At 43.3% G+C, this 15,622-nt stretch carries 10 protein-coding genes; 2 read left to right on the plus strand and 8 right to left on the minus strand.

Features of this window, described 5'->3' with window-relative positions; all coding sequences use genetic code 11:
* Window positions 1-141 precede the first annotated feature (141 nt).
* On the plus strand, window positions 142-1,863 hold the full coding sequence (gene recJ, locus ACTQ16_RS02175; protein WP_295346511.1) for a single-stranded-DNA-specific exonuclease RecJ: 1,722 nt from the start codon (window positions 142-144) through the stop codon (window positions 1,861-1,863).
* Between the two features lie 19 nt (window positions 1,864-1,882).
* Window positions 1,883-3,796 carry a RecQ family ATP-dependent DNA helicase gene (locus ACTQ16_RS02180; protein WP_294968771.1) on the plus strand — a complete coding sequence of 638 codons (1,914 nt, stop codon included), beginning with the start codon at window positions 1,883-1,885 and terminating at the stop codon, window positions 3,794-3,796.
* 128 nt (window positions 3,797-3,924) lie between these two features.
* Here ACTQ16_RS02180 and ilvC read toward each other — a convergent pair whose 3' ends face one another.
* From ilvC to ffh, 8 genes are all read right to left on the minus strand, one after another.
* Window positions 3,925-4,968, minus strand: a complete 1,044-nt coding sequence (gene ilvC / locus ACTQ16_RS02185; RefSeq protein WP_144152272.1) for a ketol-acid reductoisomerase — start codon at window positions 4,966-4,968, stop codon at window positions 3,925-3,927.
* Window positions 4,969-5,167: 199 nt separating this feature from the next.
* Window positions 5,168-5,980, minus strand: coding sequence for an acyl-ACP thioesterase domain-containing protein (locus ACTQ16_RS02190; protein ID WP_294970159.1), 813 nt, complete (start codon window positions 5,978-5,980; stop codon window positions 5,168-5,170).
* A 193-nt stretch (window positions 5,981-6,173) separates the two neighbouring features.
* Window positions 6,174-6,719, minus strand: a complete 546-nt coding sequence (gene ilvN, locus ACTQ16_RS02195; protein WP_441935894.1) for an acetolactate synthase small subunit — start codon at window positions 6,717-6,719, stop codon at window positions 6,174-6,176.
* A gap of 36 nt (window positions 6,720-6,755) precedes the next feature.
* A complete protein-coding gene (gene ilvB / locus ACTQ16_RS02200) occupies window positions 6,756-8,471 on the minus strand; it encodes a biosynthetic-type acetolactate synthase large subunit (protein WP_294970155.1) in 1,716 nt (571 codons plus the stop codon).
* Between the two features lie 107 nt (window positions 8,472-8,578).
* Window positions 8,579-10,381, minus strand: a complete 1,803-nt coding sequence (ilvD, locus tag ACTQ16_RS02205; protein WP_293631708.1) for a dihydroxy-acid dehydratase — start codon at window positions 10,379-10,381, stop codon at window positions 8,579-8,581.
* Between the two features lie 286 nt (window positions 10,382-10,667).
* Window positions 10,668-13,208, minus strand: a complete 2,541-nt coding sequence (locus ACTQ16_RS02210) for an alpha-L-arabinofuranosidase C-terminal domain-containing protein (RefSeq protein WP_441935896.1) — start codon at window positions 13,206-13,208, stop codon at window positions 10,668-10,670.
* 106 nt (window positions 13,209-13,314) lie between these two features.
* Window positions 13,315-14,193 carry a bifunctional methylenetetrahydrofolate dehydrogenase/methenyltetrahydrofolate cyclohydrolase FolD gene (gene folD / locus ACTQ16_RS02215; RefSeq protein ID WP_441935897.1) on the minus strand — a complete coding sequence of 293 codons (879 nt, stop codon included), beginning with the start codon at window positions 14,191-14,193 and terminating at the stop codon, window positions 13,315-13,317.
* A gap of 30 nt (window positions 14,194-14,223) precedes the next feature.
* Window positions 14,224-15,576: a signal recognition particle protein gene (gene ffh, locus ACTQ16_RS02220; RefSeq protein WP_294970144.1), complete on the minus strand. Its 1,353-nt coding sequence runs from the start codon at window positions 15,574-15,576 to the stop codon at window positions 14,224-14,226.
* Window positions 15,577-15,622 lie beyond the last annotated feature (46 nt).

A 15,622-nucleotide genomic window follows, 5' to 3' on the forward strand; every position in this document is an offset into this window, starting at 1 on the left:
CAATTATATTTAAAGGCAGCAAACTTGGATTTGCTGCCTTTTTTGGATTATTTCTTTGTAATTATGTTAAATTCCATGGCAATTTTTCTCGTTTGTCATTTTATTTTTGTAACTTTGGGGCAGAAATAAAAAATAATTAAAATGCATTTTAAATGGAATTACGAAGAACCTACACCAGAACAGCAGAAATCAGCTAAAGAACTGGCAGATAAGCTGAGCATGAGTCCTATTCTGGCACAGCTTCTCATCCATCGGGGCATTACGACAGAGTCGGCAGCCAAACGCTTTTTCCGGCCACAGCTTTCCGACCTCATCAACCCATTCTTGATGAAAGACATGGATATAGCCGTAGACCGCCTTAACGATGCAATGGGACGCAAGGAGCGTATTCTCATATACGGAGATTACGATGTAGACGGATGCACAGCTGTCGCATTGGTGTACAAGTTTCTGCAGCAATTCTATTCTAACATCGACTACTACATACCAGATCGCTACGATGAAGGATATGGTGTTAGTCTGAAAGGAATAGACTTTGCCCACGAAACAGGTGTAAAACTTATTATTATCCTTGATTGCGGCATCAAAGCAATCAAGGAGATAGAATATGCCAAGAGCCTTGGCATAGATTTTATCATTTGTGATCATCATGTCCCAGACGACGTGATGCCACCAGCTGTGGCCATACTGAATCCTAAGCGACCAGATGATTCCTTCCCTTTCAAGCATCTTTGCGGATGTGGCGTAGGCTTCAAATTCATGCAAGCTTTCGCTAAAAACAACAACATCCCTTTCTCAAGACTCATCCCATTACTCGACTTCTGCGCAGTAAGTATTGCAGCAGATATCGTACCTGTGATAGATGAAAATCGAATTCTCGCTTTTCATGGTCTGAAACAATTGAATACCAACCCCAACATCGGTTTGAAATCAATCATTGATATCTGCGGACTCAACGGACGGGAAATCTCCATGAGCGATATCGTATTCAAGATAGGTCCACGCATCAATGCCTCAGGAAGAATGGAAAACGGCAAGCTTAGTGTTGACCTGTTGGTAGAAAGAGATCTTGGAGTAGCTTTGCGCATGGCTCGCCACATCAATGAATACAACGAACAACGCAAGGATATAGACAAGCAGATGACCGAGGAAGCCAACGGAATCGTATACAGACTGGAATCGATGAAACACAACTCCAGTATCGTACTCTATGACGAAGACTGGAAGAAAGGCGTAATCGGTATCGTAGCATCACGACTCACGGAAATTTATTTCCGCCCTACCGTAGTTCTTACCCGAGAAGGAGAATTGGCTACAGGGTCTGCACGCAGCGTAACGGGCTTTGATGTTTATTCAGCTATCAAAAGCTGCGAAGACCTTCTCATCAACTTTGGCGGCCATACCTATGCCGCAGGCTTAACGATGAAATGGGAAAATGTGAAGGAGTTCAGAGACCGATTCCAAAAGTATGTAGAAGAGCATATTTCACCAGAACAGACAGAAGCGATACTCAACATTGATGCACAGATAGACTTCCGCGACATCACCAAGCATCTGCACGCTGATCTCAAGAAATTCTCTCCTTTTGGTCCGTCTAACCCAAAGCCAATCTTCTGCACTCGTCAGGTATATGACTACGGAACGAGCAAGGTAGTGGGCAGAGAGCAGGAACATATCAAACTTGAGCTGGTAGACTCAAAATCAAGCAATGTAATGAACGGAATAGCCTTTGGTCAGAGCGCTGCTTCACGATATATCAAGAGTAAGCGTAGCTTTGACATCGCCTACACCATAGAGGATAATATTTTCAAGAAGACGCAAGTTCAATTACAAATAGAAGATATCCGACCAAACGAAGGATAATAATAATAAAATCAACTTAATGAAAGTGACAGATCAATATCTAGAGATATTACATAAATACTGGGGGTACCCTGATTTTCGTGGCATACAGAAAGAAATTATTGAAAGTATCGCCAACGGAGAGGATACCCTCGGTCTTATGCCTACAGGAGGCGGAAAGTCTATCACCTTCCAGGTTCCTGCCCTTGCCATGAAGGGTGTGTGTATCGTAGTAACTCCACTCATTGCCTTGATGAAGGACCAAGTACAGCACCTTCGTGAACGTGGCATCCTGGCTGAAGCTATATATACCGGACTTTCCCGAAGTGAAATTATACAAATACTGGAAAACTGCATCTTTGGCGAGACAAAATTTCTCTATGTTTCACCAGAACGACTAGCTTCAGAAATATTCCAAGTAAAGCTACGCCACATCCACGTTAGCTTTATCACCATCGACGAAGCCCATTGCATAAGCCAATGGGGCTATGATTTCCGTCCATCTTATCTCAGCATCGCAGATATCAGAAAGATGAAACCCGAGGCCCCCATACTGGCTCTTACCGCAACAGCTACTCCTGATGTCATAAACGACATCATGGATAAACTGAAGTTTAAGAAGCCCAATCTTTTCAAGATGAGCTTTGAACGCAAAAACTTATCATATATTGTACAGCCTTGTGGGGATAAAATTGGCGAAATGCTCCACATCTTACATTGTGTAGACGGATCTGCCATCGTCTATGCTAGAAGTAGAAAACGTACCAAGGAAATAGCAGAAATACTCAATAATAAAGGTGAAACTGCTCTTTTCTATCATGCCGGACTTGACAGCAGTGAAAAGGACGAACGCCAAAAAGCATGGCAATCTGATGAAGCACGCATCATGGTGGCAACCAATGCCTTTGGTATGGGTATAGACAAACCTGACGTACGCTTAGTAATACATATAGACTGTCCAGATTCGCTAGAAGCCTATTTTCAGGAAGCAGGAAGAGCCGGCCGAGACGGTCAACGTGCCTACGCTGTCTTACTATACAATGGACACGATGAAGTTAAACTTAAAAAACGAATCAACGATACCTTCCCAGAAAAGGACTTCATCAAAGATGTATACGAACATCTTGCCTATTTCTTCCAAATCGGTGTAGGAAGCGGATGCGGTAAGACATTTATCTTTGATATAGAAACGTTTTGCTTCACATATAAATTCTTCCCAACCCAGGTAGACTCTGCCCTACGCATTCTGGAGAATTCGGGTTACATTCATTACGAAGATAACCCTGATGGGAAAGCCCGGCTCAAGTTTACCTTGAACCGCAATGAATTATATCTCTTAGAGAACTTGCCAAGCAACCAAGAAATGATTATCACGGCATTGCTACGCACCTATGGCGGACTATTTACCGACTACGTATATATCAGCGAAAACCTGATAGCACAAATGTGCAATATCAGCGTACAGCAGGTTTACATGACTCTAAAGAATCTTTCTTCACGCCATATCGTAGATTTCATACCACAACGCAAGACACCGTATATCACCTATACTAGACAAAGAGAAGATGGCAACCGCATCATCATACCGAAATCTGTATGGGAAGATAGAAAAGAACAATATACCAAACGCATTAAAAGCGTTATCACTTATGCCAATAATGATATTGTTTGCCGCTCCAGACAACTTCTACGCTACTTCGGTGAAGAAACCCGAAAAGACTGTGGACATTGTGATGTTTGCCAGGAAAACAGTAAATCCCGCAATATAGATGACGAATTAAACAACATATCAGAACAGATACTGAATATGCTTTCAGATAAACAAATACATGATATACAAGAGTTAAGACTAATCAAAGCTCCAACTCAGATGATCAACAAGGCTGTGAGATCATTAATAGCAGAAAATATCGTCATAACAGACAAATTCGACTTTTGGTTAGGAAAGAATTAATTGAGATTCTAAATCAGAAAAAACAACAAGAGCAAATTTGAAAGATTGAGAAAACATTTAAAAACAATAAAAAAGGGAACGACCCATCACGGACCGTTCCCTTTTAAACATTATGTACGAGAAAAAAATTAGTTGTTCTCAGGGCGAAGTTTACGTACAGTAACACCAGCCTGCCACATTTCCTTGTTGCGCATAGCCTCAAGTTCTGCGTTCAACTTCTCACGGTAATCAGCCTGAGAGTTCTTGTCAATAGAAATCTGAGCCTCATTACCAGTCTTAACAGAGTAATACAACCACTCCATAACAGGCTTGATGGCCTCACGGAAACGAGGAGCCCAATCAAGAGCACCACGCTGAGCTGTTGTAGAACAGTTAGCATACATCCAATCCATACCCTTAGCACCGAAGAGAGGGCCAAGGCTCTGAGTCAACTCCTCAACTGTCTCGTTGAATGCCTCAGATGGAGAGTGACCATTCTCACGGAGAACATCATACTGAGCCTCCAAGAGACCCTCGATAGCACCCATCAAAGAGCCACGCTCACCAGTAAGGTCAGAAGTAGCCTCACGCTGGAATGTAGTCTTAAACAAATAACCAGCACCGATACCGATACCGAATGCAATAGTCTTATCCTCTGCCTTGCCAGATGCATCCTGGTATACAGCGTAAGAGCAGTTCAAACCACGACCTTCGCAGAACATAGTGCGGAGAGAAGTACCAGAACCCTTAGGAGCAACCATGATTACATCAATATCCTTAGGTGGAACAACGCCTGTGCGATCGCTCCAGTTGATAGCGAAACCATGTGAATAATACAAAGTCTTACCTGGTGTGAGGTATGGCTTAATCTTTGGCCAGCAAGCAATCTGACCGGCATCAGAAAGCAACATACAGATAATAGTACCCTTCTCTGCTGCCTCCTCGATAGAGAACAAAGTCTTGCCAGGTACCCAACCGTCCTTCAAACACTTCTCGTAGGTCTTACCCTGACGCTGTCCGACGATGACGTTGAAACCATTATCGCGAAGGTTACATGCCTGACCAGGACCCTGGATACCATAACCGATAACTGCGATAGTTTCGTTCTTCAATACTTCACGTGCTTTCTCCAATGAAAATTCATGACTGGTGACAACTGTTTCCATTACGCCACCGAAATTCATTTCTGCCATAATTGTAATTTACTTTTTGTGCGGCTTGCCATTTGTGGAGCCGCGGGTTATACTTGTCCATACGGATGCGAGCTGTATTCTTATCCAAAGAGAGCCTGTTTGATCCGTCCACCACCTATCCAAGGTAGCGGCTCTGGGGTTATTTTTTATTTTCGACTGCAAAGGTAAGAAATTCTCATGAAATCACCAAATTTTTCTTTCATTTTTTTGCAAATTTTACTTTACTTCTTACGATTTCCACCTCTTCTGAGCTATTTTTACTTATTTTTGTTATTTTTATGCAATATTCTTCGCATTTTTCCTCCTCATTTGTTTTTTCCAAATAGAAATTAAGTTGGTCACCTTGATGACTTTCTGCCACATAAGCAACCTCGAATCGTTGCAAAAAGTGAGTTCTGTAATAATCCAAATCAAAGAGATCGAGGATATGTTCTATATATTTCACCGAATTGATGTGTCCATTCACGTCTACATCATTGTAATAAGTATTGATTGTGCGCACCAATTTCGCATCCTTACTCATCTTAACTCTTGAGCTGGCATCTATTGGACATAGCGTTTCTTCATCAATATATTCTTTGATGAGTCCATCATTGATGCTGAAAATATCAACAGGCTGTCGGGTATCAGTATCTATCATTGCCCAGACACTCTTACCATAACCATAGATTTTTTCTTCTATATCCGCAGAAGAAGCATCTACCTTTCCACAGATTTTGAAATCACGGGCAGTGAAATACTTCATAGCATTCTCAACCCAAGTCTCTACGAAAAACTTATCATAAGACTTTGGCATCTCTGTCATTTCTACAGCCAGACGGCTAAGCACCCATGTTTTGTGACGAGACATCAGATAATTCATTCCATACCCACGGTCATTACTATGAAAATCGGCTGCATTGAGCAGATGATTGCCCAAATGTCCCATAAAAAGATGGCTGGAAAAATCACAATGGAATGGTTCTGCCAAAAACTCGTATCGTCCTACTTTACTTAATAATTCTGGTTTCATTTTACTAGATCTTTAAATTAATTTTCCCGTACTAAAAATTTCAAGCTATTTTACACCTTATTATATATAAAGTACACCTTATATTATATATTAAGAAGAAAACAGCTTGCTAAAAACTATACTTATAATAAGAAAAGTCCCTTGTTTCCCTACATTTTACTTGCAGGAAAACAAAGGACCCAATTCTTATCATTTAATCTTCTGCATTCTGCTTCAAATAGTCAGAAATTGGCTCATCAAAACTTCTTGTTACAGCAATTCGTCCGCTACGAGTATACTGCAACAGGCAATCATAACTATTAAGCTGATGGAAAAGATCGGTAATATCCTCTGTCAATCCCGCCAAGAGCACAGTACTGTAAGTAGGATTAACCTCCATCATACGCGCATCATGCTTACGAATGGTACGCGAAACCTCTGGGTTCTCTAACAAAATAGGAGTAGAGATCTTGAAGAGAGCCACCTCATGAATGAAAATCTGATCATCGATATAGTAATTACTCTTCACAACATCGATTTTCTTCTCAATGGCCTTGTTGATCTTCTCTATCTGCTCAGGATCACTCCATACGGTAATAGTATACTTATGAATGTTCTTAATGCTACTGGCTGAAACATTCAAGCTCTCAATATTAACCTGTCTACGAGTAAATACTGCGGTAATCTGATTCAGAATACCCGCAATATTTTCTGAGTAAACGAGCAGTGTATATAATTTCTTTTCGTTATTATTCTCCATTGTCCTTTTCTTTTAATAGTGAAGCTAAGCTACATCTTAATAGTTAAGTTCAAGCTGCATTTCTTCTACACTCTTACCAGGTAGGGTCATCGGTACGATGTCCTCATTCTCCTTGATGGCACACTCCAAAAGGTATGGTCCCTTGGTGGCTATCATCTTCTCTACCTTTGCCTTGAGATCCTTACGGTCGATAACTACATCATAAGGGATACCATAAGCCTTGGCTATCTCCTCATAATGAGGATTCAGCATACGGGTGAAAGAATGGCGCCCCTCAAACATCAAGTCTTGCCACTGTCGGACATTACCCAAGTAATTGTTGTTCAAGAGAATCATCTTTACAGGAGCCTGCTGTTCCATGATAGTACCCAACTCCTGAATATTCATCTGGAATCCACCATCACCAAAGAAACAGCAGATTGTTCTATCTGGAGCACCGAAAGTAGCACCGATAGCAGCAGGAAGGCCGAAGCCCATGGTTCCGAAACCGCCACTGGTTACAATACTCAACTTCTTTGTAAACTTGAAGTAACGGCTGGAAATCATCTGGTTCTGACCTACATCATTTACGAGAACAGCCTCATTATGAGTAGCTTCTGTCACCACATTGGTAACCTCACCCATCAAGAGAGGTCCCTCTGTAGGATGAATATCCTTCTCTATCACCTTTTCCTGTTCCTGCTGACGATATTCCTCAAAAGAATCTCTCCATTCACGATGAACATTCTTATTCAAAAGACGAGTGATAGCTGGCAAGGTCTGCTTACAGTCACCAACAACAGCAACATCGGTTTTGATTACCTTGTCGATTTCAGCCTTATCAATATCCAGATGGATGATTTTAGCCTGCTTGGCATACTTGGAAGGAACACCGGTAATACGATCACTAAAACGCATACCGATAGCAATGAGCACATCGCATTCCTGGGTCTTCATGTTGGTAGCATAAGAACCATGCATACCAAGCATACCCATATTGAGGGGGTGATTGCTAGGAAGAGCAGAGAGACCGAGCAAGGTGCGGCCTGCCGGAATATCAGCTTTCTCCAAAAACTCAACCAATTCATTATGTGCACCACCCAATTCAACACCATGTCCTACAAGAGCAAAAGGCTTCTTTGCCTGATTGATAAGTTCTGCAGCCTCAGCTACAGACTTCTCATCAATCTTTGGATATGGATTATAAGATGTAACCTTTTCACATTTTACTGGCTCCCACTCACAGGTTGCAACCTGAGCATTCTTAGTAAAATCGAGCACTACAGGACCAGGACGACCACTGCGAGCGATATAAAACGCACGACTTATAGCCCAGGCAACATCCTCTGGACGACGAATCTGATAAGCCCATTTAGAGATTGGCTGGGTAACACCCACTAAGTCTACCTCCTGGAAGGCATCGGTACCCAAAGCCCCTACACCTACCTGTCCGGCAATAACCACGATTGGTGTAGAATCCATCATGGCATCAGCAATACCGGTAAGAGTATTAGTTGCTCCAGGACCACTGGTCACGAGAGTCACGCCCACTTCGCCACTGACTCGGGCATAGCCCTGTGCAGCGTGAGCAGCAGCCTGCTCATGACGTACCAAGATGTGATCAAACATCTTCTTCTCTCCTCTCGTGTAACCATACAGTGCATCAAACACTGGCATGATGCTGCCACCAGGATAACCGAAGATGGTCTTAACCCCTTCGTTATGCAGTGAGCGCATCAAGGCTTCAGCTCCTGTTATTACTTCTTTTGCCATTTATCTAATATATAAAAATGATAAGAGAACAGGAATTTCCGTGAAAGAAATCCCAAAATTCTCTCAGAATAATTCAAACTATCTTTTTTATTTTTCAGCTTAAAAAATTAATCGATGATTCTTACACCACCCTTATCAGCCGAACTTACGCTCTGTGCGTATGCACGCAAAGCCTTGCTTACCACGCGATTACGCTTCAGAGGCTGCTGAGGGCGAGCTGCCAATTCCTCTTCAGAGAGCTTCACATTAATAGAACGGCTAGGAATATCAATGACGATGATATCACCATCCTTAATCTTACCGATGTTTCCACCGGCAGCTGCCTCTGGACTGATGTGACCAATACTTAAACCAGATGTACCACCAGAGAAACGACCATCAGTAATAAGGGCACATTCCTTTCCGAGATGACGGCTCTTGATATAAGAGGTAGGGTAAAGCATCTCCTGCATACCTGGTCCACCCTTAGGACCTTCGTGTGTGATGACCACACAATCACCAGAGTTCACCTTACCACCAAGGATACCCTCGCAGGCATCTTCCTGAGAATCGAAGCATACTGCTGGACCCTCGAAATGCCAAAGCACAGGATCTACACCAGCAGTCTTCACAACACAACCATTCTGTGCGATATTACCAAAGAGAACAGCAAGACCACCATCCTTGGTATAAGCATGTTCGAGATCACGGATACAACCATTCTCTCTATCTGTATCAAGACTTTCCCACTGTGCATCCTGACTTCCCATCTGAGTAGAGAATTTTCTGCCAGGAGCAGAATGATAGATGCGGTCTGCCTCTGGATCAATCTCAGCACCAGTAATATCATACTTCTTCATCTGTTCATCGAGTGTCTTACCATCCACGCGCTTTACAGCACCATTAATCAAACCGCCCTTGTTAAGTTCGTTCAGGATACCCAAGATACCACCGGCACGGTTGCATTCCTGCACACTATACTTCTGAGTATTAGGCGACAACTTACAGAGGCAAGGCACCTTACGGCTCAATTGGTCGATATCTTCCATCTTGAAGTCAGCACCAGCTTCCTGAGCTACAGCCAGAAGATGGAGCACGGTATTGGTACTACCACCCATAGCAATATCAAGAGTCATGGCATTGAGGAATGCATCACGGGTAGCAATATTACGTGGCAATACACTCTCATCACCATCCTCATAATAAGCATAGGCATTCTTCACAACCTGACGGGCCGCAGCCTTGAAGAGTTCTATGCGGTTCTTGTGAGTAGCGAGAATAGTACCATTGCCAGGAAGACTCAAGCCGATAGCCTCAGTAAGAGAGTTCATGGAATTGGCAGTAAACATACCAGAACAACTACCGCAACCAGGGCAAGCGCACTGCTCAATCTGCTTCATCTCCTCATCACTCACGCTGGTATCAGCACCCTTAATCATAGCTGTAATCAAGTCGGCATTCTCCCCCTTCCAGCGACCGGCTTCCATCGGACCTCCAGAACAGAATACGGTAGGGATGTTCAGACGCATAGAAGCCATCAACATACCTGGAGTTACCTTATCACAGTTAGAGATGCAAATCATAGCATCAGCCTTGTGAGCATTCACCATATATTCCACAGAATCAGCAATGATATCGCGACTTGGGAGGGAATAGAGCATTCCGTCGTGACCCATAGCGATACCGTCGTCTACAGCGATGGTATTGAATTCGGCTGCATAGCAACCCATTGCCTCAATTTCCTTCTTGACAATCTGACCAATTTCATGAAGATGAGTATGACCAGGAACAAACTGTGTAAAGCTGTTCACGATAGCAATAATTGGTTTACCAAACTGCTCGTGTTTCATACCTGCAGCTACCCAAAGAGCTCGGGCACCCGCCATTCTTCTGCCTTCAGTACAGACGCTACTTCTTAATGGATGTTTCATATCTTTCTTATCTAAATTTCTATTCAATATCATAAAAAAGAGCCTTCAAAATGCTCCAGATTCTATAATTGAGTGCAAAGATACAGAGAATTTATGTAATAACCAACTAATTTCGCATAAACTTTCAAAATAACGCTATTTTTTGTTAGAAAATACAATAAATTGCTTACGATTTATTATAGAATAGCACATTTATATAGAATTGTGCAATCAAAAATCCACGGAATACATGAAATCCTGCAATATTCATGCATTCCGCGGATACTTTTTGTTATCTGATAAAAAACTATAATTCAAAAACCTGGGCAGAACGTCCCTTAACTTCTACTACCTTGTCACCAAGACCACTGATCTGAAGCTTGAGTGTACGTGGCAATGCATTCACCACCTTGAGCCAGGTCTTACCGGTTTTAGAATCCTTTACCACGCTGGTACCTACATAACGATTCAAGGCTGCAGACAAATTCAGTTCAGAAACAACATAGGTATCACCTGCATGCTGGCCAAACATTTTCTGCATCTTATAGCTTTCGGTAAAACGAATCTTCTCAGAGTTGTCGAAGTAAATCATGTCCGGATTCCAATTGCTGTAACCGTTCTTGCAAAGCAATGGTGCATAAGAGGTCATCTCTACCACATCGGCATTGCGCTCTACATTGCAGAGATGGATGCCCTCTGCCAAAGCCCGGTCTAACTCATTATTACCATTGGCAGCATATTCGCCCAAATAAACCTTCGGTGCCTTGCGGTCGTAGTTATCGTAGTAGTCCTGATGATTGATGAACCATCCCGGCTTCTCGTAGTAATGTTCATCCACCGCATCAATCCATTGCTTATTCTCCTTAGCAATCTTCCACCCCTCAATATAATCAGAAGATGGGTAATGGAATGGACCTACCGTACCTATAACTTCTATCTCAGGATGCTTCTCCTTCAAAGCTTTACATATCATCAAATAGCGCTTCTCGAAATCTGTTGAAATCAAATCCTCATTACCGATTCCCACCATCTTCAGATTGAAAGAAGCAGGATGACCTGCATCGGCTCTCATCTTAGCCCACTTTGATGTAGCAGGGTCGCCATTCGCCCACTCCACCAAGTCGAGCACATCCTGAACATACTGCGGCATCTCCGACATTGGGATTCCTCCCTGCTGACCACAGATTCCATCAGTATTAGGCTGAGAATTCTGACAAGGTACGCCTGCAGCTAATACAGGCAGAGGCTCTGCGCCCATATCTTCACACCACTGAAAATACTCGAAAAATCCCAGCTTACGAGTCTGATGATAATTCCATATATTGCGTGCAGGCTTACGGTCTTTCTGCGGACCTACGCTTTCCTTCCAATGATAAATATTCTCCAAGCCCTGTCCGTGAAGCATACATCCGCCTGGAAAACGGACAAAGCGTGGATTCAATTCTGCGATGGTCTCAGCTAAGTCTTTTCTCAATCCATGCCCTTTATAGGTATCTTGCGGCATCAGACTCACAAGGTCAACGGCCACCTTTTCCTCACCCTTCGGGATAATGGCAAACCGGATATCCTTGCCATCACCTAAATCACCTTTATATTTGTCTGTGACGATGAGTTGGGCTTTATATTCTCCCCATTCAGTACCTTGTATCTTCATCTTAGCCTGAGCCATAGGAAGTCCTTCCTTATCGACAAGCGCCACGGTAAGCTGCTTTTTCTTTCCATCGACACATCGGGCATACAGCCCCACATTGTAAGCAGCACCACGCTTGATAGGAATACCTTCCCAACCTATATTATATATAGGAGTAGAACCCACCATGACAAAATGAGAATTATTCTTGCTCACGCCATTTTCCGTAAAAATTCGGGCAGGAGCATTCTTATCACCGGTAGAAGGCGAAAGTTCAACACCCATCCAGGCAGTAGTGGCATTCCACCCTTTTTTCTCACCATTATATTCGAAATCACCATTCTGCAGCAGCTCAGCACATAGACCACCATCGGCAGCCCTACTGATGTCTTCAAAGAAGATACCTATCAGTTTATCAGAGATACGATACGACTTCTGAGGCTTGACATGAAGCTGAGCGGTCACTTCACTACCACTTCCCAACTCAGTACCCTTTTCCTTCAGATATGCCTGAAGCTCAGCCTCATTGTGGGGCAACTTCCGGCTGTTCTCCCGATTCTCTTCAGCGAGAGCCTTATGCCAGGAACGGATATAATCAAGATGAACAGCCGGAATCTCAAAGTCGTTGCCTTCATATCGTTTTCCATTGATGGTTGCAGTATCCCGCTGCCAGAGAATATCATCTGCAGCAGCTTCGAGCGAATCCTCCTCAAAAGTACGGAAATTCCTATCGGCATGAACATATCGTTTCCCCTTAGCAGTCTTCAGATAGATATCAAAAGTACCATCATCCATCTGATAAGCAGCTACATCCGTGATACCCTTCTCTTTCATGATAGGATAATCCTGTGGACGCCAAGTAACCAGATCTTCCGAATATGCTACAGCAAATTGAGGCGAACGGCTATTGACGCTCCAAAGTGCACGCCAGGTTCCATCATTTGCCTTCATCACAAAAGGACGATACATTTTCTTCTCGCTCCCCCATGGGCCAAAATCACTGGCGCATAACTGTCCTACATCTACCCAGCGCTCATCATCTGTGAAATAAGCAAGATGCAGTCCCTGATTCTCAGCAGGTGAATATATGAAAACTTGACATGTTGAGTCCTTGCCTACTATAGAATAAGCAGGATTATCATTGATTGGATTCTGCGCAACAGATTGCATCGAGGCAAGCAAAACCGCAGAAAAAAGCAAATACTTTGTTTTCTTCATTTTTTGTTATTAATTATTTTTGCATGCAAAAAAGGCAGGATACATTCCTGCGCCCTGCCTCATAAAATCGAGATATTTACTAATCCAATATCTTATCAATAATTGATTATTGGTAATATTCCTTCTTGCCGGCAGCGAGCGTATTCTTCATCAAAGAACAAATCGTCATCGGTCCTACGCCACCTGGTACAGGAGTAATGAACGAACATTTCTCTGCCACCTCATCAAATTTCACATCACCATTCAAGCGGAAACCGCTCTTACGTGTAGCATCAGGCACACGAGTTGTACCCACATCTATCACAACAGCTCCTGGCTTGACCATATCTGCCGTAACAAAATCCGGTCTGCCAATAGCAGCAATAATGATATCAGCCTCAAGGCACTCCTCTTTCAAATGAGCTGAATGAGAGTGACATACAGTAACTGTAGAATCACCATATTGCTTCTGCATCATCAACTGAGCCATTGGTTTGCCCACGATGTTGCTTCTGCCTAGGATGACACACTTCTTGCCACTTGTTTCTATCTGATAATGCTGCAGCAAAGTGAGAATGCCAAGTGGCGTAGCAGAGATAAAGCAAGGCAAACCAATAGCCATTCTTCCCACATTGACCGGATGGAAACCATCCACATCCTTGCGGTAATCTATTGCCATCGTAACCTTCTGCTCATCAATGTGCTTAGGCAGAGGCAACTGCACGATGAAACCATCAACGTCGTCATCATGATTCAGGTTGTCTACACAAGCCAGCAACTCCTCCTCAGTTACATCTTTTTCATAGCGGATAAGGGTCGACTTAAATCCACATTTTTCACACGCCAAGACCTTGTTCTTCACATAGGTCTCGCTACCTCCGTCATGGCCCACAAGAATTGCAGCCAGATGTGGCTGCTTTCCTCCGTTAGCCACAATCTGGGCTACCTCCTGGGCTATCTGTTCTTTAATGGCGGCTGCTGTCGCCTTTCCGTCTATTAGCTGCATTTGAAATTATGATTATGATTGTACTTACTCTTACATTCCTGGCATCTTAGGCATACCTGGCATACCCTTCATACGGCTCATCATCTGAGCCATCTTGTTGCCTGTCATCATCTGCATCATCTTGCGAGTCTGATCGAACTGCTTGATAAGCTTGTTCACTTCCTGGATATTAGTACCCGAACCCTTTGCAATACGCTGACGACGAGAGGTATTGAGGATAGCTGGATTGGTACGCTCCTTAGGAGTCATACTCAGAATGATAGCCTCGATGCCCTTAAAAGCATCTTCAGGAATATCAACATCGCGGATAGCCTTGCCCACACCAGGAATCATGGCTGCCAAGTCCTTGATGTTACCCATCTTCTTGATCTGCTGAATCTGATTGTAGAAGTCGTTGAAATCAAACTGATTCTTGCGAATCTTCTTCTCCAACTTCTTTGCCTCTTCCAAGTCGAACTGCTCCTGCGCACGCTCTACGAGAGATACAACGTCACCCATTCCGAGAATACGGTCTGCCATACGGGCAGGATGGAACACATCAATAGCCTCCATCTTCTCACCGGTACCGATAAACTTGATAGGCTTGGTAACTACTGTACGGATACTGAGGGCAGCACCACCACGGGTATCACCATCAAGCTTGGTCAATACAACACCATTGAAATCAAGACGGTCATTAAACTCCTTGGCTGTATTGACAGCATCCTGACCAGTCATTGAGTCAACGACAAAGAGAGTTTCATCAGGATGAAGATGATTCTTGAGATTACTGATCTCATTCATCATCTGCTCATCGATGGCAAGACGACCGGCAGTATCGACGATAACCACGTCATTGCCATTGGTCTTTGCCTGCTGGATAGCATGGTCGGCAATAATACATACATCCTTATTATCAGACTCACTATATACAGGAACACCAACCTGTTCACCCACAACATGGAGCTGCTGGATAGCAGCAGGACGGTAAACGTCGCAGGCAACGAGCAATGGCTTCTTACCTTTCTTTGTCTTAAGCATATTGGCAAGCTTGCCGCTGAATGTAGTTTTACCAGAACCCTGAAGACCGCTCATGAGGATGATGGCAGGATGACCTTCGAGCTTCAATGGAGCCTCTTCTCCACCCATGAGTTCTGCAAGTTCATCATGAACCAGCTTCACCATCAACTGACCAGGCTTCACTGCTGTCAACACATTCATACCGAGCGCCTTTTCCTTCACCTTGTTGGTAAATTCCTTTGCCACTTTATAGTTGACATCGGCATCGAGGAGTGCGCGGCGCACATCCTTCATAGTCTCAGCTACATTGATTTCGGTAATCTTACCTTCACCCTTCAAGATTTTGAAGGAACGTTCTAATCTATCACTTAAATTTTCAAACATGTTCTTAATTGTACTTTTTTATTTCGGGCACAAAGTTACGAACTTT

The organism is Prevotella sp. LCP21S3_D2 (assembly GCF_052118345.1).
In the GTDB taxonomy this organism is placed as follows: Bacteria; Bacteroidota; Bacteroidia; order Bacteroidales; family Bacteroidaceae; genus Prevotella.

Excerpts from the sequence above, each read along its gene's own strand:
- ilvC (WP_144152272.1), bottom strand. The coding sequence starts at position 4,968 with ATGGCAGAAATGAATTTCGGTGGCGTAATGGAAACAGTTGTCACCAGT.
- ilvD (WP_293631708.1), bottom strand. The coding sequence starts at position 10,381 with ATGAAACATCCATTAAGAAGTAGCGTCTGTACTGAAGGCAGAAGAATG.
- ACTQ16_RS02180 (WP_294968771.1), top strand. The coding sequence starts at position 1,883 with ATGAAAGTGACAGATCAATATCTAGAGATATTACATAAATACTGGGGG.
- folD (WP_441935897.1), bottom strand. The coding sequence starts at position 14,193 with ATGCAGCTAATAGACGGAAAGGCGACAGCAGCCGCCATTAAAGAACAG.
- recJ (WP_295346511.1), top strand. The coding sequence starts at position 142 with ATGCATTTTAAATGGAATTACGAAGAACCTACACCAGAACAGCAGAAA.
- ffh (WP_294970144.1), bottom strand. The coding sequence starts at position 15,576 with ATGTTTGAAAATTTAAGTGATAGATTAGAACGTTCCTTCAAAATCTTG.
- ilvB (WP_294970155.1), bottom strand. The coding sequence starts at position 8,471 with ATGGCAAAAGAAGTAATAACAGGAGCTGAAGCCTTGATGCGCTCACTG.
- ACTQ16_RS02210 (WP_441935896.1), bottom strand. The coding sequence starts at position 13,208 with ATGAAGAAAACAAAGTATTTGCTTTTTTCTGCGGTTTTGCTTGCCTCG.
- ilvN (WP_441935894.1), bottom strand. The coding sequence starts at position 6,719 with ATGGAGAATAATAACGAAAAGAAATTATATACACTGCTCGTTTACTCA.
- ACTQ16_RS02190 (WP_294970159.1), bottom strand. The coding sequence starts at position 5,980 with ATGAAACCAGAATTATTAAGTAAAGTAGGACGATACGAGTTTTTGGCA.